General features: G+C 61.9%; 24 protein-coding genes. 15 read left to right on the plus strand and 9 right to left on the minus strand.

What is annotated here, in order from left to right:
• Nucleotides 1-27 precede the first annotated feature (27 nt).
• Nucleotides 28-810: a 3-hydroxybutyrate dehydrogenase gene (locus G7047_RS14760; RefSeq protein WP_166306781.1), complete on the plus strand. Its 783-nt coding sequence runs from the start codon at nucleotides 28-30 to the stop codon at nucleotides 808-810.
• Nucleotides 811-1,202: 392 nt separating this feature from the next.
• On the opposite strand, the gene G7047_RS14765 is transcribed toward G7047_RS14760, so the two are convergent.
• Nucleotides 1,203-1,940, minus strand: coding sequence for an SIMPL domain-containing protein (locus tag G7047_RS14765; protein WP_166306784.1), 738 nt, complete (start codon nucleotides 1,938-1,940; stop codon nucleotides 1,203-1,205).
• A 228-nt stretch (nucleotides 1,941-2,168) separates the two neighbouring features.
• Between G7047_RS14765 and ompR the strand changes: the two genes are divergently transcribed.
• From ompR to G7047_RS14795, 6 genes are all read left to right on the plus strand, one after another.
• Complete coding sequence (gene ompR / locus G7047_RS14770) at nucleotides 2,169-2,900, plus strand: two-component system response regulator OmpR (RefSeq protein WP_166066900.1); 732 nt, start codon at nucleotides 2,169-2,171, stop codon at nucleotides 2,898-2,900.
• 166 nt (nucleotides 2,901-3,066) lie between these two features.
• On the plus strand, nucleotides 3,067-4,614 hold the full coding sequence (locus tag G7047_RS14775; protein ID WP_166306787.1) for a sensor histidine kinase: 1,548 nt from the start codon (nucleotides 3,067-3,069) through the stop codon (nucleotides 4,612-4,614).
• A 119-nt stretch (nucleotides 4,615-4,733) separates the two neighbouring features.
• Nucleotides 4,734-5,669, plus strand: a complete 936-nt coding sequence (gene ybiB / locus G7047_RS14780) for a DNA-binding protein YbiB (RefSeq protein WP_166306790.1) — start codon at nucleotides 4,734-4,736, stop codon at nucleotides 5,667-5,669.
• Entirely contained in the window at nucleotides 5,654-6,460 is an 807-nt protein-coding gene (gene cobA / locus G7047_RS14785; protein ID WP_166306793.1) for a uroporphyrinogen-III C-methyltransferase, read from the plus strand. The genes ybiB and cobA overlap by 16 nt, the downstream gene beginning before the upstream one ends.
• Before the next feature lie 169 nt (nucleotides 6,461-6,629).
• A complete protein-coding gene (locus G7047_RS14790; RefSeq protein ID WP_166306796.1) occupies nucleotides 6,630-6,782 on the plus strand; it encodes a hypothetical protein in 153 nt (50 codons plus the stop codon).
• A 74-nt stretch (nucleotides 6,783-6,856) separates the two neighbouring features.
• Nucleotides 6,857-7,414 (plus strand): YdeI/OmpD-associated family protein, encoded by a 558-nt coding sequence (locus G7047_RS14795; protein WP_166306799.1) that lies wholly within the window; start codon nucleotides 6,857-6,859, stop codon nucleotides 7,412-7,414.
• A gap of 13 nt (nucleotides 7,415-7,427) precedes the next feature.
• On the opposite strand, the gene G7047_RS14800 is transcribed toward G7047_RS14795, so the two are convergent.
• Nucleotides 7,428-7,907, minus strand: coding sequence for an acyl-CoA thioesterase (locus G7047_RS14800; RefSeq protein WP_166306802.1), 480 nt, complete (start codon nucleotides 7,905-7,907; stop codon nucleotides 7,428-7,430).
• A 98-nt stretch (nucleotides 7,908-8,005) separates the two neighbouring features.
• Here G7047_RS14800 and G7047_RS14805 point away from each other — a divergent pair, with 98 nt between their 5' ends.
• The 5 genes from G7047_RS14805 to G7047_RS14825 all read left to right on the plus strand — a co-directional run bounded on the left by G7047_RS14805 (nucleotide 8,006) and on the right by G7047_RS14825 (nucleotide 12,982).
• Nucleotides 8,006-9,133: a sterol desaturase family protein gene (locus tag G7047_RS14805; RefSeq protein ID WP_166306805.1), complete on the plus strand. Its 1,128-nt coding sequence runs from the start codon at nucleotides 8,006-8,008 to the stop codon at nucleotides 9,131-9,133.
• Between the two features lie 122 nt (nucleotides 9,134-9,255).
• Nucleotides 9,256-10,491: an NAD(P)/FAD-dependent oxidoreductase gene (locus G7047_RS14810; RefSeq protein ID WP_166306808.1), complete on the plus strand. Its 1,236-nt coding sequence runs from the start codon at nucleotides 9,256-9,258 to the stop codon at nucleotides 10,489-10,491.
• Between the two features lie 45 nt (nucleotides 10,492-10,536).
• Nucleotides 10,537-11,805 carry an MFS transporter gene (locus G7047_RS14815; RefSeq protein ID WP_166306811.1) on the plus strand — a complete coding sequence of 423 codons (1,269 nt, stop codon included), beginning with the start codon at nucleotides 10,537-10,539 and terminating at the stop codon, nucleotides 11,803-11,805.
• 206 nt (nucleotides 11,806-12,011) lie between these two features.
• A complete protein-coding gene (gene rpsU / locus G7047_RS14820) occupies nucleotides 12,012-12,224 on the plus strand; it encodes a 30S ribosomal protein S21 (RefSeq protein WP_166306814.1) in 213 nt (70 codons plus the stop codon).
• A gap of 311 nt (nucleotides 12,225-12,535) precedes the next feature.
• Nucleotides 12,536-12,982, plus strand: a complete 447-nt coding sequence (locus G7047_RS14825) for a GatB/YqeY domain-containing protein (protein ID WP_166306819.1) — start codon at nucleotides 12,536-12,538, stop codon at nucleotides 12,980-12,982.
• 90 nt (nucleotides 12,983-13,072) lie between these two features.
• Here G7047_RS14825 and G7047_RS14830 read toward each other — a convergent pair whose 3' ends face one another.
• Complete coding sequence (locus tag G7047_RS14830) at nucleotides 13,073-13,558, minus strand: Lrp/AsnC family transcriptional regulator (protein WP_166306822.1); 486 nt, start codon at nucleotides 13,556-13,558, stop codon at nucleotides 13,073-13,075.
• Nucleotides 13,559-13,671: 113 nt separating this feature from the next.
• On the opposite strand from G7047_RS14830, the gene G7047_RS14835 reads away from it, so the two are divergent.
• Nucleotides 13,672-14,586 (plus strand): DMT family transporter, encoded by a 915-nt coding sequence (locus G7047_RS14835; protein WP_166306825.1) that lies wholly within the window; start codon nucleotides 13,672-13,674, stop codon nucleotides 14,584-14,586.
• A 578-nt stretch (nucleotides 14,587-15,164) separates the two neighbouring features.
• Here the strand turns inward: G7047_RS14835 and G7047_RS14840 are convergent.
• Nucleotides 15,165-16,073 carry a LysR substrate-binding domain-containing protein gene (locus G7047_RS14840; RefSeq protein ID WP_166306828.1) on the minus strand — a complete coding sequence of 303 codons (909 nt, stop codon included), beginning with the start codon at nucleotides 16,071-16,073 and terminating at the stop codon, nucleotides 15,165-15,167.
• Nucleotides 16,074-16,188: 115 nt separating this feature from the next.
• Here G7047_RS14840 and G7047_RS14845 point away from each other — a divergent pair, with 115 nt between their 5' ends.
• Nucleotides 16,189-17,295, plus strand: a complete 1,107-nt coding sequence (locus tag G7047_RS14845; RefSeq protein ID WP_166306831.1) for a tartrate dehydrogenase — start codon at nucleotides 16,189-16,191, stop codon at nucleotides 17,293-17,295.
• Between the two features lie 102 nt (nucleotides 17,296-17,397).
• Here the strand turns inward: G7047_RS14845 and G7047_RS14850 are convergent, their stop codons facing one another.
• Entirely contained in the window at nucleotides 17,398-17,955 is a 558-nt protein-coding gene (locus G7047_RS14850) for a hypothetical protein (RefSeq protein ID WP_166306834.1), read from the minus strand.
• 37 nt (nucleotides 17,956-17,992) lie between these two features.
• Nucleotides 17,993-18,535: a hypothetical protein gene (locus G7047_RS14855; protein ID WP_166306837.1), complete on the minus strand. Its 543-nt coding sequence runs from the start codon at nucleotides 18,533-18,535 to the stop codon at nucleotides 17,993-17,995.
• A gap of 137 nt (nucleotides 18,536-18,672) precedes the next feature.
• Here G7047_RS14855 and G7047_RS14860 point away from each other — a divergent pair, with 137 nt between their 5' ends.
• Nucleotides 18,673-19,218, plus strand: coding sequence for a hypothetical protein (locus G7047_RS14860; protein ID WP_240939130.1), 546 nt, complete (start codon nucleotides 18,673-18,675; stop codon nucleotides 19,216-19,218).
• Between the two features lie 21 nt (nucleotides 19,219-19,239).
• On the opposite strand, the gene G7047_RS14865 is transcribed toward G7047_RS14860, so the two are convergent.
• From G7047_RS14865 to G7047_RS14875, 3 genes are all read right to left on the minus strand, one after another.
• Nucleotides 19,240-20,127 carry a hypothetical protein gene (locus G7047_RS14865; protein WP_166306840.1) on the minus strand — a complete coding sequence of 296 codons (888 nt, stop codon included), beginning with the start codon at nucleotides 20,125-20,127 and terminating at the stop codon, nucleotides 19,240-19,242.
• Nucleotides 20,128-20,233: 106 nt separating this feature from the next.
• Nucleotides 20,234-21,484: a ferritin-like domain-containing protein gene (locus G7047_RS14870; RefSeq protein WP_166306843.1), complete on the minus strand. Its 1,251-nt coding sequence runs from the start codon at nucleotides 21,482-21,484 to the stop codon at nucleotides 20,234-20,236.
• Nucleotides 21,485-21,496: 12 nt separating this feature from the next.
• The gene (locus tag G7047_RS14875) at nucleotides 21,497-22,363 is read right to left on the minus strand and encodes a phosphate/phosphite/phosphonate ABC transporter substrate-binding protein (protein ID WP_166306846.1); all 867 of its coding nucleotides are present in this window, start codon (nucleotides 22,361-22,363) and stop codon (nucleotides 21,497-21,499) included.

Genomic DNA, 22,363 nt, shown 5'->3' on the forward strand with positions numbered 1-22,363 from the left:
CATCGTAATTGATTTGGAGAGACTTTTATGCTCAATGGCAAGACAGCACTCGTCACCGGTTCCACCAGCGGTATTGGCCTGGGTATCGCCAAGGCTCTTGCGCGTCAAGGCGCGAACATCGTGCTCAACGGATTCGGTGACGTCGACGGCTCACGCGCCGCCGTACTGGAAGCAGGCAAGGCGCACGATGTGAAGGTGGCTTACCACGGCGCCGATATGAGCCGCCCGCAGGAAATCGAAGACATGATGAAGTACGCCGCAGGCCAGTTCGGCGGCGTCGACATTCTGGTGAACAACGCCGGCATCCAGCATGTCGCTCCGGTCGAAGCCTTCCCGCCCGAGAAGTGGGATTCGATCATCGCGATCAACCTCTCCAGCGCCTTCCACACCACGCGCCACGCGCTACCCGCCATGCAAGCCGCCAAATGGGGGCGCATCATCAACATCGCCTCGGTGCACGGTCTGGTCGGCTCCGCGCAGAAGTCGGCCTATGTCGCCGCCAAGCACGGCATCGTCGGCCTGACCAAGGTGACTGCGCTCGAAAACGCCGCTGGCGGCATCACCTGCAATGCCATCTGCCCTGGCTGGGTGCTCACGCCATTGGTGCAAAAACAGATCGATGCCAAGGCAACGGAACATGGCGTGACGGTCGAAGAAGCAACCAAGGACCTGCTCTCTGAAAAGGAACCTTCGCTCAAGTTCACGACCCCCGAAGAACTGGGCGAGCTCGCCGTGTTCTTCTGCTCGCCCGCGGGCAACAACATCTGCGGCGTAGCCTGGAACATGGACGGCGGCTGGGCAGCGCAATAGAACACAGCAGCCAGAAATCTACCAGTCAACAAAAAGACCCGGCTCCGAAAACGGAGGCGGGTTTTTTGCATGGCATTGGCATTGAGTCAGTGAACCTGTGACGCAGACGGGGCAACCGGGCCACAACCCCAACGGCAAGAAAGTCCCCCAGGCAAGGCGTCGAAGCTGCAGATGGCACTGCCGTGCGGCCAAGCGTTCACAACGCAGCATGAGGGGCTCTGTATTGCCGCCTCAAAACGATCAACGCACCAAGCCAAAACAAATAACCAAACCAAAAAATAGAAAGCCCCCGAATTCGCCGCAATGACGAATCGGGGGCTGCGACCAAGAGGAACCTATCGCTTCATAGTTCTTCTCTCGATGTCACCTCGCATTGAGTCATAAACCAGCCCTCAGCGCAACTGGACAGATCCCGATACCGACACTTCGACCCGCGCCTTGCCCGCCTCGACCGGCACAGCCGAATCGGACATTGACGACTTCAGCATGCCGCCATTCGCGCGCGCCGAAGCAGCATAAGGCATGAGCACATTGCCGTTGTCATTGACCTGCACCTCGCGCAACGTGTAGCTCGAGAAGCCGAAGTTCTTCGCGATCGACGTCGCGCGATCCTTGAACGCTGCGATGGCCTTGGCCTGGGCTTCCGCCTCGACCTTCTCGCGGGCTTCGCGCGACAAGCTGAACGAGACCGAGCTCACCGTCATGTTCTGCACCGCGCCAGCAATCGTCGTGATGCGCGAGAAATCCCGGCCTTCCAGAATCAACTCCACACGGCCCTGCCAGCCCGCAATCTTGCCGTCTTTGCCACTGCGCGGATAGAGCGAGAAGTCCCCACTGCGCACTTCCATCTGCTGAGGCTTGGCATCGCGCTTGGCCAGCGTCAGCGCCGCATCCAGAACCTGTTTGAGCTGCGTCTGCACGCTCGCCGCATCACTGCCCTCTTTCGTCGTGGACAAATGCATCACCAACACGTCCTGCTGCACCTCCACCGAACCCGATGCCGAGAGCTGGAGCACATTTTGCGGTGCAGCATTCGACACACCCGCACCGTTGGCGCTCTGTGCAAGCACCGCACCAGCACAAACCAGCAAAGCCGTAGCGGCTACCGTTTTTACAGCGAATCCAGCCATATCACCTCTTAGTTTCTGATCGAAAGTCCGGCATCGAAATTCCAATACCTGTTGATCATTCAATCGGCATATTGCACATAAGACATGAAGTTTGTGTAAAGGATTCCCCAACACTCGGCGTTTTAGGGCAAGATTTGTAACATTAGGTCAACCCAGCGAAAAAAACCAAACATTCCCGGCTCAAGCTGGTCAGAATTGGCTCTGTTACAAATTGGACTGAGGAAAGTTATGGCCACAACAACCAACCGCACAGACAAGGTTCTCGTAGTTGACGACGACGCCCGTATTCGCGATCTGCTGCGGCGCTACCTCACTCAGGAAGGGTTCGAGGTCATGGTTGCCGAAGACGGCAAGGCGCTCAACCGCATCCTGCTGCGCGAAACCGTGGACCTGATCGTGCTCGACCTGATGATGCCTGGCGAAGATGGCCTTTCGATTTGCCGTCGCCTGCGTGCCGCCAACGACCGCACGCCGATCATCATGCTCACCGCCAAAGGTGAGGACGTGGACCGCATCGTGGGTCTGGAAGTGGGCGCGGATGACTACCTCGGCAAGCCGTTCAACCCGCGCGAACTGCTCGCGCGCATTCACGCCGTACTGCGTCGCCGTCCTCCCCAGGAAGCGCCTGGCGCACCATCGGGCGACAATGAAGTGGTGACCTTCGGTCCGTTCACGTTCGATCTGGGCACACGTGCGCTGCAAAAGAACGGCGAGGAACTGCCGCTGACTACCGGCGAATTCGCGATGCTGAAGGCGCTGGTGCGCCACCCGCGCCAACCTCTGTCGCGCGAAAAGCTGGCACTGCTGGCACGCGGCCGCGAGTTCGAACCATTCGACCGCAGCCTCGACGTGCAGATCTCGCGCCTGCGCAAGCTGGTGGAAGTGGACGCCGCTGCACCGCGCTACATCCAGACCGTCTGGGGCGTGGGCTATGTGTTCGTGCCGGACGGAACGAGCTGATCCTCAGCCACTCTGTGCAGCCCTCTGAGGCGAAGGTTCAAACCAGCGAGCCACTCCCCGCAAAACAAAGGATCGGGTCGCTGTATGAACCTTCTGATGAAAGGCAGACCGGCCCACGCCGTCTGCCTTTCCCATTTCATTTCCCTACCGAATGCGGCCATAGTCAATGAGCGCCAAACGACCAGAACCCGTCAATGCCGAAGCCACCAGCCCCGCACCGCTGGAGTCGCCCAAGCAGAATTCCGCACAGCGCGCTCGCGTTGGGCTGAATCTCTTCTGGCGCACATTTTTCCTGTTGGCTTTGCTGCTGGTCGGCTCAATTCTGGCTTGGCTGCAGACCCTGCGCGCACTCGAATTCGAACCGCGCACGCTTCAAACCGCGCAGCAGATCGCATCGCTTGTCAATCTGAGCCGTGCGGCCCTTGTACACGCTGATGCGATTGCGCGCGTCTCGCTCATCAAGACCATGGCCGATCAGGAAGGCGTGCGCATCCTGCCGCGCGAGCCTGACGACAAATTCGAACACCTGCCCCAGTCGGCACTTGGTGCCCGGCTCACTGAAGAACTCACGCGCCGCCTCGGCCCCGGCACGATTCTGGCCAACAGCGTGAACGGCGAGCAAGGCCTCTGGGTGGGCTTCAACATCAACGGCGATCCGAACTGGCTGCTCATGGACCGCTCGCGCCTGTCCACCGCGAGCGGCAAGACCTGGTTGATCTGGCTGATTACCGCAGGCGCGCTGTCGCTCGCTGGCGCGGCCGTGATCGCGCGCCTGATCAACCGCCCGCTCAAGCAACTTTCCTACGCCGCCAACAAGGTCAAAGATGGCGATTTCGCCGCTAGCCAGTTGGACGAAGAAGCCGTGACCAGCGAAATCCGTGAGGTGAACATCGGCTTCAATCGCATGGCCCAGAAGCTTGCCAAGCTCGAGCAGGACCGCGCTGTCATGCTCGCTGGCATCTCGCACGATCTGCGCACGCCACTCGCGCGACTGCGCCTCGAAACCGAGATGAGCGTGAACGACGATGTCGCGCGCGATCACATGGTGGCCGACATCGTGCAGCTCGATGCGACCATTGACAAGTTCCTCGACTACGCTCGCCCCGACGCGGTGACGCTCACGCCGGTGAATCTCTACGGCGTGGTTTCGTCCTGCGTCTATGCCGTGCAGGACCACCGCGAGCTGCAGATCAGCATGTCGGTGCCGGAGCATCTGAACGTGCTGGTCGACGAAATCGAACTCGCCCGCGTCATCTCCAACCTGCTGGAAAACGCCCGCCGCTATGGCAAGAACAAAGACACCGGCGTGACGACCGTAGACATCACCGCCAAGTCCTGGGACAAATGGGTGCTGATCAAGCTGCGCGACCATGGCAACGGCGTGCCGCCCGAGCAGCTCGCCAACCTGACCAAGCCGTTCTTCCGCAGCGACTCGGCCCGTACTGCCGCCGCCGGCGCAGGCCTTGGCCTTGCCATCGTTGACAAGACAGTGCAGCGCATGGGCGGCATCTTTGCGCTCGCCAACGCCGCATCGGGCGGCCTCGTAGCCCACATCCAGTTGCAGCGCGTGGCCGAACTGCCGGACGGCGCGGATCACAAGCAGCGGCTGCAGCGCCCCCAAGTGAAGCGCCATCTGCCGCCGCGCGCCGGAGAGACCATTCCTGGACGGGTCACACAGCCCATGCCACTCGATGATGGCCGACTGAAGGGTTGAACGTTCGGCCGCTAAAAAGACAAGCGGGGTTTTGCAAAGAGTAGATCGATATAACCATCGGTCATTAAACATGCATCACAATATGTATAGTTCATTCAGCTCCCCAGCCAAACCCCATCATGGGCATCAGCCACTATCTCAAGGAAATCGGTCGCGGCGCGCGCGGCGCGAAGGCGATTGACCGCGCGCAAGCGGCCGATCTCTTCGGGCAGATCCTCGACGGTCAGGTGACCGATCTGGAAATCGGCGCGTTCTGCATTGCCATGCGCATCAAGGGCGAGACGCTGGAGGAGATGAGCGGCTTTCTCGACGCCACACATGCGCGCATCGCTCGCTTTCCGGCCACCGATACCCCCACCATCGTGCTGCCCAGCTACAACGGCGCACGCAAGCTGCCGGTGCTCACCCCCCTGCTTGCCCTGCTGCTCGCCCGCGAAGGCCTGCCGGTGTTGCTGCACGGCATGCGCACCGAGGCACGGCGCGTGCTTGCTTCGGACGTTCTTGTGGCGCTCGGCATCGCGTCCAGCACCGCTCCGCGCGCCTTGGGGAGCGGCGAAATCGCGCATATCGACACGCAGCACCTGCATCCGCGCCTCGCCAGTCTGCTGGCCGCACGCGAGGTGATCGGCCTGCGCAATCCCGCGCACAGCGTGGTCAAGCTCATGAATCCCGGTGCGGCAAAAGCGTTGGTCATCAGCAGCTACACCCATCCCGAATACTTCGACACGCTGAGCGAAACCTATGCCGCGCTCGGCATGAACGGTGTGCTCTCGCGTGGTCTTGAGGGCGAGGTCGCCGCCGACCCACGCAGGTCTCCGCGCTACGACGGCTTTGTGCGAGGCACGCATCAGCTGCTGCAGGACCAGAGCCCCGGCACCGCCGCCGAAGTACCCGGCCTGCCCGCCGAGATCGACGTGACGACCACCGCCCAATACACAAAGGACGTGCTCGACGGCCAGCGCCCCGTGCCCGCCGCCATCGCACAGCAAGTCCAATTCATCGTTCAGACCGCACGACGTGTTCGTGAGGAGCAAAGCACATGCACAGTCCAGTGACCCCCTCCTCCCTCCCACAGGGCTCCTGCACGCTGGTAGGAGCTGGACCTGGCGACCCAGAGCTGCTCACGCTCAAGGCCGTCAAGGCCATTGCCAACGCCACCGTGCTGCTCGTCGACGATCTGGTCAACATCGCCGTGCTGGAACACGCTGCGCCCGGTGCGCGCATCGTGCATGTCGGCAAGCGCGGCGGCTGCAAGAGCACGCCTCAGGCCTTCATTGAAAAGCTCATGGTCAGCGAAACGCTGGCAGGCGAACACGTGGTGCGCCTGAAGGGTGGTGATCCATTCATCTTCGGCCGCGGTGGCGAAGAAATCGAGGCCCTGCGCGCAGCGGGTGTCGAGGCGCGCGTGATCAACGGCATCACCTCGGGTCTCGCGGGCCTCACCTCGCTGAACACGCCCCTCACCCACCGCGATCACGCGCATGGCGTGGTCTTCATCACCGGCCATGCCAAGCCCGGCGACACGGGCACCGATTGGCACCAACTTGCCCAGACAGCGCACAACGCCAAGCTCACGCTCGTGATCTACATGGGCATCAGCGGCTCGGAGCACATCCAGCAGGAGCTGCTGCGCGGCCTGCCCGCTGGCACGCCGGCCGTCGTGATTCAGAACGCTAGCCTGCCGCACCAACGCCATGCGGTGACGACGCTGGGCGAGCTGCGCACCACCATCAAAGTGCACCAACTCGCGAGCCCATCGATCATCGTGGTGGGCGACGTGGTGCGCGGCGTTGCGGCGCTGCACTCCCAAGGCAACGGCGATCTGCCGCACGAACGCACCGCCTGAATTCAGCCGGGCTGTTTCAGCCCTGGCCCGATCCCCCACTTCATCCTTGCCAAAGGGGCGGAAAAAGTGGGCAGATACGATATCACTGCTGGAATGACCGGGAGGCGCAACCGCCTGTGCAACAATCATCATTGAGCTAACAAAGCCATTCAATCAATAGATGGAGACAATGGCGAGAATACAAAGAACAGCCACCACGGGACAGGAGACCCGCTGGCGGAAAACTCCCGCAGCGCTTGTGCTGCTGGGTGGTTTGATGACCGGCTTGGCGGGCCACGCATCGCCGCAGATCGAGGCGCTGATCAAGAAGGCCACCAAGTAGCCACCAAGCCATCCCCAGTAGCCCCGCAGTTCGCGATCCGTCACAATGGCCACTCTGACCTCCCACTGGATGCCATGACCCACGAGGACGCGACTCTTTCCAGCTTTGAAGCAGCACTGCTGCGCCCCGCGCTGCCTGCGGGCGAAGCGCATTGGGGATTTGTGCTGCTGCCCAAGGCCGCCAGCGCCAAGCTACCCCGCAGAGGCAGGACGACGGTCACTGGCTCGGTCAACGGTCAGCCGTTTCAGGTCATGCTAGAGCCCGACGGTCAAAAGAGTCATTGGCTGCGCATCGACCCGACGCTGCAGGACGCGGCAGGTTTGCAGTTTGGCGAGACAGCGCACTACCAGATCGCCGCTGTGGAACAGGAGCCCGAACCCGAGATCCCCACCGATCTGCAATCCGCATTGGAGGCCACGCCCGAGGCACTCGTGGTCTGGCGCGGCACGACGACGATTGCGCGCGTGGACTGGATTCACTGGATTGTGACCGCCAAGCAGGCCAGCACACGCGCCAAGCGCATCCGCGATGCCTGCGAGATGCTGGCATCGGGCAAGCAGCGCGTGTGCTGCTTCGACCCTTCCGGCTTCTACAGCAAGGCGATCAGCGCCCCCAAGCAGAGGGCAGACTGAGGAAGAGCTGAACTCAGCCCTTGCTCGCCTGCTCAAAGCGCGCCGCAAATTCGCCACGCAACTGCTTGCGGATCTGCGCGGCCGACCAGCGGCGCTTTTCATCGGTGGTCTCGGGCGTCAGCAGTGGCACCTTCGCGGGCTTGCGGTTCTCGTCCACAGCCACCATGGTGAAGAAACAGCTGTTCACGTGACGCACCACCTTGGAGCGAATTTCCTCGGCAACCACCTTCACGCCGATCTCCATCGACGAATTGCCGGTGAAGTTCACGCTGGCAAGAAAGGTGACCAGCTCGCCCACATGGATGGGCTGAAGGAACATCACCTGGTCCACGCTCAGAGTCACAACGTAGCTCGACGAATAACGCGCCGCGCAGGCATACGCCACCTGATCAAGCAGCTTGAGAACGGCGCCGCCGTGCACGTTGCCGGAGAAGTTGGCCATGTCGGGGGACATGAGCACGGTCATGCTGAGTTGATGTGATGGGAGGTCCATAGTGACATTCTATAAATTTATCGTTACATCAGTCGCGAAAGCATTTGGATAAACTCACCGATTCTTACATTGAGGCGGGAAACTCTCTCACGCGCACCATGCTGGAAAAACTCAACGACTTCACGGAAAGCCACGGCGAACTCCGCAAAGGCAAGGGCCTGATCACCGGCGTCATCGCCCTCACTCTGGCCTGCCTGTGCTTTCTGGGCGTGCTGGCCTTTCACTTCCCGCAGTACCTCACCACGCCTGAGCTGCGCAAGAGCTACGACGTGGCCATGCTGCGCAACGTGATGTTCGTGGCCATGGTGGTCGCGGGTGGAATGTCGCTCGTAAACATCCTGTTCAACCGCTCGCGCTGGCTCTCCAGCTTCGCGTTCGGTCTCGTCGCCATCACCGCCATCCTCGGCGGGCACAAGGTCGAGGTCAATCCGAACTTTCCAAGCAACACGCCGTACATCGGCCTCGACTGGTTCATTCTCGACCTGCTCGGCTCGTCGCTGATCTTCATCTTCATCGAGAAGCTGTTCGCGCTGCGCAAGGACCAGCCAATCTTCCGCGAAGAATGGCAGACCGACTTTCACCATTTCATCGTCAACCACATGGTGGTTGGCTTCGTGCTGCTGGCCACCAACCTCATGGTGCACAAGTTTTTCGGATGGGCCGCCAATGACGGTATTCGCGGCTGGGTGGCGAATCTCAACTTCTGGGTGGCACTGTTCCTCATCGTGCTCGTCGCCGATCTGGTGCAGTACTGGACGCACCGCGCGTACCACGAGACCTCGCTCGGCTGGCGCCTGCACGCCGTGCACCACAGCGTGAAAAGCATGGACTGGATGGCCGGTTCGCGCCAGCACATCCTTGAGCTGCTGATCACCCGCACGCTGGTGCTCGCGCCGATCTACGTGCTGGGTTTCAGCAAGGAGGTGATCGATGCGTACATCATCATCGTGGGCTTCCAGGCGGTGTTCAACCACGCGAACGTAAGCGTGCGCCTTGGGCCACTGCGCTACGTCATCGTCACGCCCAACTTCCACCACTGGCATCACAGCCAGGACCAAGAGGCGCTCGACAAGAACTACGCAGCGCACTTCGCTTTTCTTGACTACCTCTTCGGCACGGCGGTGAAGAGCGACAAGCTTTGGCCCGAGAAATACGGCGTGCTCGGCGACTATGTGCCCAACGGCTTCTTCAAGCAGCTCAAGTTTCCGTTTGTCTGGAAAGGCTGAGCGTCCAAGCGCGTCCTTCCCAACACTGAGACAATCGCGGGCTCGCTCAACGGCGAGCCCGTTTCATTTTTGAGTTCGCCATCACGGCGAGTCCGCGTCTTTTTTACTGCCCCTGCATCACCGTGTCCCCATCGCCATTTTTCGACGCCATCATCATCGGAGCCGGTGCCGCCGGATTGTTCTGTGCCGCTCAGGCGGGTCAGCGGGGCCTGAAGGTGCTGCTGATCGATCACGCGGACAAGGTGGCCGAGAAGATCCGCATCTCGGGCGGTGGGCGGGCTAACTTCACGAACCGCGATCTGGACGTGCGCGCGCCGCACAAGCATTTCGTCGGCCAGAACCCGCAGTTCTGCCGCTCGGCGCTGTCGAAATACACGCCGCAGGATTTCATCGCGCTCGTCGAGAAGCACGGCATCGCGTATCACGAGAAACACAAGGGCCAGTTGTTCGCGGACCGCTCGGCCGAAGACATCATCAATATGCTGCTCGCCGAATGCGCCGACGGCAAGGTCGAGCGCTGGCAGCCCTGCACCGTCGGCCGCATCGACGGATTGGACGGTGACGCGACTGGCGCGCGCTACCAGCTCGAAACCTCGCGCGGCACCGTGCATGCGCGCAGCCTCGTGATCGCCACGGGCGGTCTGTCGATTCCCAAGATCGGCGCGACCGACTTCGGCTACCGCATCGCCAAGCAGTTCGAGTTGCCGCTCGTCGAGCGCCGCCCGGGCCTCGTGCCAATGACGTTTGACGGCGCGGGCTGGGAGCCCTATGCGCAGCTCGCGGGGCTTGCGCTGCCGGTGGAGATCAGCACCGGTACGAAGAAGGAACGCATGGCGTTTCTCGAAGACCTGCTGTTCACCCACCGCGGGCTATCGGGGCCTGCGGTGTTGCAGATCTCAAGCTACTGGCAGCCCGGCACACCGCTGTCCATCAACCTCGCGCCGACCGAAAACCTGAGCGAGGCGCTGCAGGAAGCCAAGTCGCGCTCCAAGAAACTGATTGCCAACGAACTCGCGGGCAAGGTGCCGTCGCGCCTGGCCGATGCCTGGGTGCAGCAAAGCGCCGACTGGCAACGCCCAGTGAACGAGGCCTCCGACAAAGCGCTGGCGCAGTTGGCCGAACGCTTTGCGCGCTGGGAGCTGGTGCCCACAGGCACCGAGGGCTACAAGAAGGCCGAGGTGACACTCGGCGGCGTGGATACCAAGGCGCTGTCACAGCAGACCATGGAGGCCAAGGCGCAACCGGGCCTGTTCTTCATCGGCGAGGTGGTGGACATCACCGGCTGGCTCGGCGGCTACAACTTCCAATGGGCCTGGGCCAGCGCTCACACCTGCGCGCAAGCCCTGCCACAGGACTAAGCGACAGCAAGGCATTCTGGCGCCGATGACAACGTAACCCGCTCCATGCCCCACGACACGCATAGCGCCAACGCACCCTTTCACGGCCACGCGGTGGTGCGCGCAGCCTTTGTCTCGGGCATGCTGGGCTGGGGCATCGGCTTCTACGGGCCGCCGATCTTTCTCTACGCGGTCATCTCGGCCACAGGCTGGTCTGTGCCACTGGTTTCCGCCGCAATCACGTTGCACTACCTGTTCGGGGCCTTCGTGGTGTCTCTCCTGCCCAGACTGCACGCCCGCTTTGGCGTGCCGCGTATCACGCTCGTCGGCTCATGCCTCGCGTCGGCGGGCGTGATCGGCTGGGCCTGCGCTCATCAGCACTGGCAGCTCTTCGCGTCCGCGCTGTTGACCGGTGCGGGATGGGTGACCATGAGCGCGGCGGGCATCAACGCGATGATCGCGCCGTGGTTCAACCGCAAGCGCCCCATGGCGCTCTCCAAGGCCTACAACGGCGCGAGCGTCGGCGGCATGGTGTTCGCACCACTCTGGAGCGTGCTGATCGCGCAGTTCGGCTTCCCTGTCGCCGCATGCATCGTGGGAGCCTGCACGCTGGTCATCATGTTCTGGCTGACACAGCGTGTGTTGGCCCTCACGCCCGCGATGCTGGGCCAGACGCCCGATGGCGCGCCACCGGATTCAGCAAGCGATTCAGGCGCAACAAGTGCTCCCGCGAATCAGAACGCTGTATCGCAGACGCCGTCCCTGCCCGGCCCCAGCCTCTGGCGCAGCGCGCGCTTCCGAACACTGGCCGCCGCCATGTCGCTGTCACTGTTTGCCCAAAGCGGACTGGTCTCGCACCTGTACTCCCTGCTCGTGCCCATGCTCGGCGCACAGGGTGCGGGCTGGAGCATGACGCTGATGACAGCCTGCGCGATGCTTGGCCGCATGCTGTTCGCAAGGGCGCTTGCCACCACGCACGAGCGGCGTCTGCTGAGCTGCGCGAGCTACGCCATGCAGATGTGCGGCGTGCTGCTGCTGATGACCGCTGGCGGCCCCGGCATTCAGTTGTGGTGTGGGCTGGTGCTGTTCGGCTCAGGCATCGGCAACACCATCTCGCTGCCGCCTCTGATCGCGCAGGCCGACTTCGCCGCAGTGGACGTCGCCCGCGTGGTGGCCCTCATCGTCGCCATCTCGCAGGCGCTGTACGCATTTGCGCCGCTGACGTTCTCGCTGCTGCTCAGAATCGAACCCGCACACCTCTGGCTGTTTGCCGGAGCCTTGACCCTGCAGGCGCTGGCCATCCTGACACTCTGGAGCGGCCGTACCCGGCACTGAACGACAGGCCCGTCGCACGGACATTCAGACTCCCGAATCGATAGCGACTTGCCAAACTCGAATCGACCGCTATAATATTGGGCTTTGCTGGCAATAGCTCCGCCGGCCAATACTAGTTTCAGGCGGGGCAACACCGCCGCGCATGGTTTTCAGGCCCGATCTCCCGGAAACCCTCTAGCGGCAAAAAATTTGGAAAACATTAGCTAATGACCACCGTCCGTGTAAAAGAAAACGAACCCTTTGACGTTGCTCTGCGCCGCTTCAAGCGCACCATCGAAAAGCTGGGCTTGCTGACCGACCTGCGCGCTCGCGAGTTCTACGAGAAGCCAACGGCCGAGCGCAAGCGCAAGAAGGCTGCTGCCGTCAAGCGTCACTACAAGCGCGTTCGCAGCATGCAACTGCCCAAGAAGCTGTACTAATCTCTGATTAGTCAGTTTCGGCGAGTTCATCGACACGCCAAAAGCCGCGCTAGGGACGCCAAGCGCGGCTTTTTTGTTTTTGAAAAAGCAAAACACCCCCTTCCCCGCATTGAACAACACAAGCATGTAGAGAAGCGGGCACCCGATCACCAGCCACAATGCCAAGACAGCCCTTCAGGCGCGACGCAAAGCCGCAGACAGTACTTTGGTGCGGCAAGGCTTTGCAACAAAGCATGAAGGGCTGTGTTGGCACCTCCAAACGATTGACCCATCGAAGCCGCAAGGCTTCGTAGTACACAAGGAGCACCACTATGTCTCTCAAGGAACAAATCACGGACGACATGAAGTCGGCTATGCGGGCTAAGGAAACGGCACGCTTGGGCACCATCCGCCTGCTCTTGGCCGCCATGAAGCAAAAGGAAGTCGACGAGCGCATTGAACTCGATGACGTCGCCGTGGTTGCCATCGTCGACAAGCTCATCAAGCAGCGCAAAGACAGCGTCGCCGCCTTCGAAAAGGCCGAACGCCAGGATCTGGCCGATGTCGAAAAGGCCGAAATCCTCGTGCTGCAGGCCTACCTGCCCGAGCGCATGTCCTCCGAAGAAGTCACGGCAGCCGTGAACGCCATCGTGGCCGAGCTGGGCGCATCCGGCCCCGGCGACATGGGCAAGGTCATGGGTGCAGTGAAGTCCAAGCTGGCCGGCAAGGCCGACATGGGCCAGGTCTCCGCCGCCGTGAAAGCCGCTCTGGCAGGTTGACCGAAGGACTGAAGCGCTGAACAGCCAAGCGTTCAAGTCACCCACCACACATCGAACCACCTTCGGGTGGTTTGTTTTTTGGGGCGTGTCCTACACTCCGCGCTCACCCGAGGGCAATGGCATGTGCAAGCTCCGCTTCAACGAAGCGAGCGCAATCGACGTCGTGAACCGCTTGATGTTCTGATCGCTGCCAAAGAGCCTCTGAGTGAGCGTCTGATACTCCTGCATGTCCACCGCCGTTACGATCAACAGATAGTCCGTATGCCCGGTCACGCTGTAGCACTGCTGCACGGCACCTTCCACCTCCACGCGGGAGCGAAAGCCTGCGGTGAGTGCATCCAGCTCGTTCACCAACTCCACCTCGATGAAAATCGTCAGCGGCCGCCCGAGCGCATCCGGATCCAGCACCGCCGTGTTGGCCGCAATCACGCCACTTTCGCGCAACCGCTGAATGCGCCGCTGAACGGCTGCTGGCGACAGATGCACGCGCTCGGCGATCTCGCGCTGCGCCGTGAGATTGTCCTCCTGCAGAACCGCCAGTATGGCGATATCAAAACTGTCAAGCTGAGAATTCATGCTGCAGGCCTCCTCGACTGCCAACCATCCCGATGGATGCAAAAGAGTGAAAGTTGCGTGCAGCCCACCCAAATGGCGTAAATCACTACCGCATCGCACAATATTATCTCGCCATGCACCCTTCTCTCTGGCAACGGCTGTTGCCTTCACTCGCCGTACTCGGCTCCGTTGTTTCGCTGTGCGTCGGCACCAGCTTTGCCAAGCACCTGTTTCCCGTGATTGGCGCGCAGGGCACGACGGCGCTGCGCGTAGGCTTTTCCGCCCTCATCCTGATCGCCATCTGGCGCCCCTGGCGCTTTGCCCCCACCAAGGCCAACCTCCAGCAGATCTTCATCTTCGGTACCGTGCTGGGGCTCATGAACCTGCTGTTCTATATGGCCATCAAACGCCTGCCCTTCGGCGTGACCGTCGCCATCGAATTCATCGGTCCGCTGACAGTAGCCGTCTGGACCTCGCGCCGCCTGCTCGACCTGGTGTGGCTCGCCCTCGCCGCCATCGGCCTCTTCATGCTGCTGATCCTGCCGCTCTTCGGCGTACAAGTAGGCACGCTCGACCCCATCGGCCTGCTCTACGCCATCGTCGCCGCAGTCTGCTGGGGAGGCTACATCGTGCTCGGCAAGCGCACAGGCCAGATGCATGGGGGCATGGTCGTATCCCTCGCCCTGCTCTCGGCCGCCATCATCGTCGTCCCCTTCGGCATCGCCGAAGCCGGAATGAAACTGCTCACCCCGTCATTGCTGCTCTACGGCCTGGCCGTCGCGGCGGTATCCAGCGCGATTCCGTACTCCCTGGAAATGTTTGCATTGAAGCGCATGTCACACAGCGGCTTCTCCACCATGCTCGCCACAGAACCAGCGGTCGCGGCACTGGCCGGCATGCTGCTGCTCAGCGAACACCTCAGCGTCTTCCAATGGACAGCCATCGGCATCATCATGGCCGCAGCTATGGGCAGCGCGCTGACATCACAGCCTCACCCGAGCCCGGAAATCAAACAACTGAAACCCGACACTCAGGCCAATCCCGCCTGATGTCTTGCTAAGTGCTGAATCCACCTTTTCTGATCACTTTTGCGGTGAGGTGCTTGAATGGAGCGGCACTTGCTGCGTTGCTGGCAGCGGAGGCCGGGAGTTCCGCCCGGCGGCGGAGTCACTTTTTGGTCTTGCCCAAAAAGTCACCAAAAATGCGTTTTTGAATACCCGCGGCAGAACTCACTTTGCGACTGCGTCGCTCCGTTCGGGCAACCGCCGCGAGTCAGAATTTTCATAAGAGGTACTTTCGGCACATCGCTTCGCTCGTGGCGCTCATCTCGCGACTTCGCGAGATGCGGTGTGCGTGAACTGCGTTATTTGCGAGCATCCGTTTCAGCATCGCACTCTCAAAAGCACAGTGGGCGTCCGAACTCGAACGCAGCTATGCAAACACCTCCGCACGAGCGCAGCGACGTGCCGCAAACACCTCTTCCAGACTGATTTCCGGCGGTTGCCCGAGCAGAGTGACGAAGGAACGCCGCGAGTTCCGCCGGATGACTTCCAAGCACGTTTTTGATTACTTTTTGCGCGCAAGCAAAAAGTGATTGCCCCGCCGGGGGCAGTCCCGGCCTCCACCCTCAGCCAAGACAAACCTCCCGCTGAAAGTACTCCATCAAGTACTCCACACACACCCGAACCTTAGCCGACACCTGCAAGCGCGTCGGATAAACCGCCCACACATTCGCCTCCTGCCGCCACTCAGGCAACACCTGCACAAGCCGCCCGGCGCGCAAATGCTCCCCCACATCCCACATCGACCGCAGCGCAATTCCGCGTCCATCCAGCGCCCACTGCACCACCACCTCGCCATGGTTGGATGACAGCGGCCCCGTGACCTTCACGCTCTGCTCCGCCGTGCCCGACTTGAGCCGCCACACGCCGAACGGATGATCGCGCTCCTTGATCACCAGGCAGTCGTGCGCGGCCAGTTCGCTCAACTGCTTCGGCGCGGGCCGCCGAGCCAGATACGCGGGCGCCGCGCACAGCACGCGATGATTCGTCGCCAAGCGCCGCGCGATCAGATGCGGTGCGATATCGTCGCCCACGCGCACATCGAGATCGAAACCCTCGGCCGCCACATCAATCAGCCGATCCACCAACTCCAGCCGCACCTGCAGAGCCGGATATTTCTCGGCCATCTTCGAGAACGCAGGTGCCACGATCAGCCGCCCGAAGCCAAAACTGCAACTCACCCGCAGCGTGCCGCGCGGCTCGCTGCGGGTGATCGCCACCTCCTGCATGAGCTGGTCCATGTCGTCGAGCACACGCTGCGCCCAGTGAAAGACGCGTTCACCCTCCTCCGTCACCGCCACCCGCCGCGTCGTGCGATGCAGCAACTTGGTCGCGAGCGATTCCTCAAGAATGCGGATGCGCTTGCTCACATAGGCGGGCGATGCACCCAACTCCTCCGCAGCCGCAGAAAAGCCCGCCTTGCGCACCACGGTGGCAAAGACGCGTAGATCATGGGGGTCAGGAAAATTATTCACGAATCGTAAAATATGAGACGCCGATTCGCGTATTTTATTCACAGCGTTTTTAGTGGACACTGACTGCCATTCCAAAGCCACCCCATCAAATCACGAAGAAAGAGGCGCGCCGCCCATGTCCACCACCACCCCCGAACAGAAAACGTACCGCATCGCCGTCCTGCCCGGTGACGGCATCGGCCGCGAAGTCATGCCGGAAGGCCTGCGCGCCGTTGAAGCCGCCTCGAAGAAGTTCGATCTGAAGCTCGAGTTCGAGCACTTCGACTGGGCGCACTGCGACTACTACTCCGAGCACGGCAAGATGATGCCCGACGACTGGAAGGCACAGCTTCAGGGCTTTGACGCGCTGTTCTTCGGCGCGGTCGGCTGGCCTGCCACCGTGCCCGACCACATCTCGCTGTGGGGCTCGCTGCTCAAGTTCCGCCGCGAATTCGATCAGTACATCAACCTGCGTCCCGTGCGCCTCTTCGAAGGCGTGCCCTGCCCGCTCGCGGGCCGCAAACCCGGTGACATCGACTATTACGTGGTGCGCGAAAACACCGAGGGCGAGTACACCTCGCTCGGCGGCATCATGTACGAAGGCACAGATCGCGAAATCGTCATCCAGGAATCGGTCTACTCGCGCAAGGGCGCCGAGCGCCTGCTGACATACGCCTTCGACCTCGCCCAAAGCCGCAAGAAGAAACACGTCACGCTCGCCACCAAGAGCAACGGCATCGCGATCAGCATGCCCTGGTGGGACAAGCGCGCCGAAGACGTGCACCAGAGCTACCCCGAGATCACCCTCGACAAGCAGCATATCGACATCCTCACAGCACGCTTCGTGCTGCAGCCCGACCGCTTCGACGTCGTGGCTGCCACCAACCTGTTCGGCGACATTCTCTCCGACCTCGGCCCCGCCACCACCGGCACGATCGGCCTGGCACCGTCGGCCAACCTGAACCCGGATCGCGTGTTCCCCTCTCTGTTCGAGCCGGTGCACGGCTCCGCGCCCGACATCTACGGCAAGAACATCGCCAACCCGATCGCGATGATCTGGTCCGGCGCGCTGATGCTGGACTTCCTCACCAACAGCGAAGGCGCAGGCCGCGCCGCGCACGACACCATCCTCAAGGCCATCGAAGACGTGATCAAGAGCGGCCCGCTCACCCCGGACCTCGGCGGCAAGGCGAACACGACGCAGCTTGGCGAGGCGATTGCCGCGCGCATTGCGGCGTTGTGAGCCGTAGGTGAATGATGGAAAACGCAGCGGACTCAAAATCTGCTGCGTGGCTTGCCCGCCCGTTCAACGCTCGGGCGTTAGCATCTAGTGCAGCAGCTGAGTTCAGTGACGCATGCGCGATATCGGCACGCCCTTCAACTGCCAGCGGCTTGCGTCACGAAACACCAGATCAAGCCGGGGTGGCTCGGCACCATCCTCCATCCGCAGCGCATAGGCATCCAGCCCCGTCAACTGCCGGACGACACGCGACTGCAGCCGCATGAGTGACTCGCCACCGCACCCGGCCAATTCCGAACGTGGGATGCCCACCCAGATGCGATGGCGGTTCAGCAGCGCGTAGCTGAAGCTGGTTGCGCTGCAGAGACTCGAACCCAATTGCCCGCCAGAGAAATGGAGACGCACGTCCCGGCCGGAGTCCGAAGTCCAGTCGCGCTGTTCGATGCCGTCCGCATCCAGTGCCTGCACGAGATCCCAATGGAAGGCATCGAGCAACGCGGAAACGAATTTGCCCTCCACTCTGGCCACGAGATCCGCGTCGGCCGGCGGACGCAGCCCCGGAGGCTCGGCCGCCAGCCCCTGCATGCTGCCAAAGCAGCAGATGACGAGCGGCGCCAGACAGCGCGGCAAAACACGCGCAATGCTTCCCGATGACGAGGCCATGACATTCCCCTATCTCATATCTCGCGACGGCCGGAACCTACTCTCTCGCCTCGTTGCTCAAATGCCGAAGAATCGCTTCCCGCGCGGGCTGGTTCTTCAACCATGATGCAAACCGCTGCACCTCGTTGAAGCCCTCGTCACCCACTACCGTGCGAAAGCGCTGCTGCGCCGATTCACGCAGTGCCTGGTCGCGCAAGCGGCGCTGATAGGGGTCGGTCGATATCGATGTGATGCGGGTGTGCAGGCCCTGCGCTTTCAGGTATAGCCACTCGCCCGCATCAAGCCAGACTTCTTCGCAGTGAAAGCAGAAGTCCAGTCCATGCGCCTTGTCGGCCAGCACATTGAAGCGCAACATGATGCGGCTGCATTTGGGGCATGGCAGGGCGCGCTTGGTGTCCTTGGCTTCATCCTCGAATGACTGCGTCGAGGCGACGGGTACGGGCTGCGTTCTGACCCAGTCGAGATACGGGGCCAGCGACAGCAAGGCACCGTTGCAGTGATTGCACTGGTAGCAGACCGGGCCGTTGCCGTCGATTCGCGTGGGCATCAAGGTGCCGGTGTTGCAGCTGCTGCAAAGCATGGATTCCCTCTCCGTTGGAACGATGTCCGGACCAGTGTAAAACAAGCCGTTACCGGCATGTCTATGTCACCAGGCCCAAAGTCGCAAAACTGCCACGACAATAAGCCCGCATTCATTCATTACCACACTGCCCCTACATGAACGCCATCTCTTCGACCTTTCAACGCCTGAGCATCGCGCTTGCATCGGCCTTCGTGGCGCTGGCTGCACATGCGGTCGACATCGACATGCCCAGCGGCGTGCTCAAGCTCGAAATGCCCAAGGGATACACCGAGCTGAGCAGCGCCGAGATCGACACCAAGTTCGGTCGCAACGGGCGCAAGCCGCTCAAGGCCTATGGCAACGCCAAGCGCACGAGCACAGTGTCGGTGACATGGTCGGAGATGAAGAAATCGCTCTCGCAAAGCAGCCTGCCCGAGCTGAAAGAGGCCATGGAAAACGTGATGCCCAAGCTCACGCCTGGCCTGGCGTTCAACGACAGCAATATGGTGAAGATCGGCGCACGCCAATGGGTGCTGCTCGACAGCACCGTGCCGGCCATCGACACCGAGCTGCGCAATGTGATGTACCTCTCCGACATGGGCGGCAACATGGTGGGTGTGAACTTCAATTCCACCGTGCAGGAATTCTCCAGCCAGCAAAAGGCCTTTGAGACATCGGCCCAGACGCTCAAAGTGGACTGAGCGTCCCGTTGCGCATCACCGCTACCAGAGCACCAGTAGCCGCGAACCTTCCTCGTCCCTGATCGATTGCGCCAGCTCCTTCGCAGTGCTCAGCGCATTGTCGAAATCCTTGTCCCGCGATTGAAAGAGTCGGCGCAATGCGCCTTCGCGGCTGCCGTCGCATTTTCCGGTCGCGGCGCAGGGCATCGCCACGGAAAATTCGCGCTCATCGCAGACTAGCCCCATCTCGCACGGTGCCAGCCGCGATGCCGCGCCCACGACTTCCTCGGCACCCGGGCGGAAGCTGCCGCGCAGATAGGTGTAGACCACGCGGGTCTTTGATTTTTCCGGATCGGGAAGCTGCCACTTGCGGGTCAGACGGTCAATGAACAGCGGGTCCTGCTGCTCCCTCGGGAGCTTGATGAGAATGCGCTTGCCCGGCTCGAACGTGCGATCAGGCCCCGCCAGACGCGCCCGTTCGCGCGGCGCTGCGGAGGTGTGGCGGATCTTCTGGATGATGTCTTGCTCGGCCGTGATCAACGGATCCGGCACGCCTCCGACGCGCTCTGAATCCACCCAAGGGTCCTGCAACCGGGCATCGCTGATGTTCTCGCAACGACCGCCAAGCAGCGCAATTGCCTTGGCGCGCGGCGAATCGGGCGCATCCTGATTCGCCTCTGCGGCCTTCTTCCTCCACTGCTCCAACTGCGCACGCACCAGCCGGCATTCGCCGATGACCTGCCGAGCGTAGAACTCACCGCCACCCGAAAAATCCTGCAATACAGAAGCAAGCAAGGGCTCGTAGTCCGTCGCTTCGTTGTACTGCTTGAGATACGCAGCCGAAACGAGCTGCGCGCAAGCGGATGCTGACGCGGCCAATCCGGCAAAGCTCAGCGCGATCAGAAAGGATACTTTGGACACTTTGTTCATTGCGAGTTCCTGTCGTATGACGTCGGCCACATCGATGCAACTGGAGCACAAATCACGGCCGAGTTTCCCCTAAATTGCGACCCACCCAAACGCACGAGCCACGCACTTACATGAAGTTTCGCGTATGCAGCGATGCCAGCACCTGTGCATGCGTCTTCTCAAAACCCAATCGCACGAGCTTGGCAAAGCGCCCATCGGCCATGTCCTGCATGAGCTGCTGCACGCGTGCGGCGCCACGGGCGATGGCGTCAGGTGTCAGTTCCCCGGCGGCCACGAGGATCAGCGAGTCGAGCACTTCCTCATTCAAACCCGCCGTGCCCGCGAGCGCGTCGTGGCGGGCCTCCACCGCCTGCGCGAGACGGTGACGAAAGGCGGGTTCAAGCTTGAGGCGATGCAGCAGATGGGACATACCGAGCGCCACATGCCGCGCTTCGTCACGTGCAGCCAGGCGGCAGATTTGACGGGTCAGCGGATCGGGCGCATCGGTCTGCAGAAACTGCAGCAGATTCACGAACGTGCCCTCGCCGAGCACCGAAAGCAGAAAGCCCGCCACCGAAAAATCCTTCTCGTCGAGCAGGCTCATGAGCGATGCCTGCCCGCCCGCCGTCGACAGCGCGGGCTCGCGGCCGTGACGGCGGATGCGGCGGGTGAAGACGTCGATGTGCCGCGCCTCGTCCGCTATCTGAATCGCGAGCGCGGCCTGCATCTCGCGGTAATGCGGATGCAGCTCGCCCAGAAAACGCGCGGGCACGACGAGCGCGGCGTTTTCGTTTTCGACCATGTAGGTCATGATCTGCACAATGGCGTCTTCGATGGACGCAGGCGGCTCGTGCGCATTGTCCCAGTCGATATCGACATCGGCATTCCACTGTGCCGCAACGGCCTGCGCATACAGATCGCCCGCGTTGTCGCTCCAGAATTCGGCCTTCTCGCTCAAACGAAAATAAAACGCTGGAGCACCCTGCTCCACCGAAGCCCCGCGCGCGGCCAGCCCCCAAGCGGGCTCGGCCCTGTCGGCCACCGCACCCGGAACGGCTGCATCGCTATGCCCGGTCTGCGCCGCACCGTGCCAGCGGCCCACCTGAACAACGCCCCTGCGCACCTGCAATTGCGATGCCTGCAACCAGCCCTCGGGCGTCTGCAGCTCATGCCCTTGGACTCTGCACCACGCTGCCAATTGCGCATGCCAACCGGGAGCGCAGCCTTGTACGTTCACGCATTTGCCGACTGCGACACCCGCCAGTGCATGCTTGACCAGCAGATGCGCGCCCGCGTCGAAGCCCAGCGTCTGCAGGTCCACCAACGGAGGTGTTGGCGCGCCATTCAGAGGCTCTCGAGGTTCATTCGTTGCGCTCATCGTCATCCAACGTCAGTACTTATAGCCCTGCACCGTGATGCGGCCAGTGCCGTCATAGAACTGCTCGTCCCGCACCGCACGCTCAAGCAGTTGGTAGCCCGTTGCGCGGCCCGGATGCCAGACCTTGAGGCCTTCGAGCTCAAGCAGCGGACGCACCTTGGGATCGTCCCACGACATACCCAGCAGCAGATCACGAAAGCGGTCCGAGTCCTCCTGGGTGATGCTCGGGCCCGACGTCATGTTGCAGTGATCGAACGCACCGGAGGTCGCGAGCACCCGCGTCTTTCCTGCAGGCAAGGTGCCCTCGGCAGCGAATGCAAGAAAGTTCTTGGCGACCATCCACGACGCATGGATCTCCCCCGCCACCATGGCCTTGGCCGCATCGCGCTCGCCGCCAATGTGATCGCCATGCTTGCCGCCGAGCACGTCGAAACGGCGCGCGGTGTAGTCCTTGCCCGCCACCATGCCGGCCTGTCGCAGATGATCCAGCGGAATCAGCGTGGCCTGCGGCGAATCGATGGCACCAAAGCCCACGGTCCTGCCGCGCAGATCGTCCAGTGCCTGCACCGGACTGTCGGCGGACACGACCAGCAGGGATTGCACATCGAGATCGGTGTCGCGCATCGCAATCGACTCGACCTTCTGACCAGCGGCCCTCGCCATGAGATCAGCCCGCACAAAGGCCAGCGGCGAGTTCCACGCGAGCTGCACGTCGCCCGACATCAGCGCCTCGGTCAGGCTTTCGTAGTTGGAGTACAGCACGTAATCAAAATACATGCCGCGCTCGATGAAGTGCGCCTTGAAGCCCTCCCAGATCGTGATCACCTTGGGCGCATAGGCCACGGCGCCGAGCTTGAGAACGTTGTAGGAAGCGGTCAT

The organism is Diaphorobacter sp. HDW4A, assembly GCF_011305995.1.
Classification (GTDB): domain Bacteria; phylum Pseudomonadota; class Gammaproteobacteria; order Burkholderiales; family Burkholderiaceae_C; genus Diaphorobacter_A.

Coding starts and splice junctions, on each gene's coding strand:
- G7047_RS14760 (WP_166306781.1), top strand. CDS start 28: ATGCTCAATGGCAAGACAGCACTCGTCACCGGTTCCACCAGCGGTATT.
- G7047_RS14765 (WP_166306784.1), bottom strand. CDS start 1,940: ATGGCTGGATTCGCTGTAAAAACGGTAGCCGCTACGGCTTTGCTGGTT.
- ompR (WP_166066900.1), top strand. CDS start 2,169: ATGGCCACAACAACCAACCGCACAGACAAGGTTCTCGTAGTTGACGAC.
- G7047_RS14775 (WP_166306787.1), top strand. CDS start 3,067: ATGAGCGCCAAACGACCAGAACCCGTCAATGCCGAAGCCACCAGCCCC.
- ybiB (WP_166306790.1), top strand. CDS start 4,734: ATGGGCATCAGCCACTATCTCAAGGAAATCGGTCGCGGCGCGCGCGGC.
- cobA (WP_166306793.1), top strand. CDS start 5,654: ATGCACAGTCCAGTGACCCCCTCCTCCCTCCCACAGGGCTCCTGCACG.
- G7047_RS14790 (WP_166306796.1), top strand. CDS start 6,630: ATGGCGAGAATACAAAGAACAGCCACCACGGGACAGGAGACCCGCTGG.
- G7047_RS14795 (WP_166306799.1), top strand. CDS start 6,857: ATGACCCACGAGGACGCGACTCTTTCCAGCTTTGAAGCAGCACTGCTG.
- G7047_RS14800 (WP_166306802.1), bottom strand. CDS start 7,907: ATGGACCTCCCATCACATCAACTCAGCATGACCGTGCTCATGTCCCCC.
- G7047_RS14805 (WP_166306805.1), top strand. CDS start 8,006: ATGCTGGAAAAACTCAACGACTTCACGGAAAGCCACGGCGAACTCCGC.
- G7047_RS14815 (WP_166306811.1), top strand. CDS start 10,537: ATGCCCCACGACACGCATAGCGCCAACGCACCCTTTCACGGCCACGCG.
- rpsU (WP_166306814.1), top strand. CDS start 12,012: ATGACCACCGTCCGTGTAAAAGAAAACGAACCCTTTGACGTTGCTCTG.
- G7047_RS14825 (WP_166306819.1), top strand. CDS start 12,536: ATGTCTCTCAAGGAACAAATCACGGACGACATGAAGTCGGCTATGCGG.
- G7047_RS14830 (WP_166306822.1), bottom strand. CDS start 13,558: ATGAATTCTCAGCTTGACAGTTTTGATATCGCCATACTGGCGGTTCTG.
- G7047_RS14835 (WP_166306825.1), top strand. CDS start 13,672: ATGCACCCTTCTCTCTGGCAACGGCTGTTGCCTTCACTCGCCGTACTC.
- G7047_RS14845 (WP_166306831.1), top strand. CDS start 16,189: ATGTCCACCACCACCCCCGAACAGAAAACGTACCGCATCGCCGTCCTG.
- G7047_RS14850 (WP_166306834.1), bottom strand. CDS start 17,955: ATGGCCTCGTCATCGGGAAGCATTGCGCGTGTTTTGCCGCGCTGTCTG.
- G7047_RS14855 (WP_166306837.1), bottom strand. CDS start 18,535: ATGCTTTGCAGCAGCTGCAACACCGGCACCTTGATGCCCACGCGAATC.
- G7047_RS14860 (WP_240939130.1), top strand. CDS start 18,673: ATGAACGCCATCTCTTCGACCTTTCAACGCCTGAGCATCGCGCTTGCA.
- G7047_RS14865 (WP_166306840.1), bottom strand. CDS start 20,127: ATGAACAAAGTGTCCAAAGTATCCTTTCTGATCGCGCTGAGCTTTGCC.
- G7047_RS14870 (WP_166306843.1), bottom strand. CDS start 21,484: ATGAGCGCAACGAATGAACCTCGAGAGCCTCTGAATGGCGCGCCAACA.
- G7047_RS14875 (WP_166306846.1), bottom strand. CDS start 22,363: ATGACCGCTTCCTACAACGTTCTCAAGCTCGGCGCCGTGGCCTATGCG.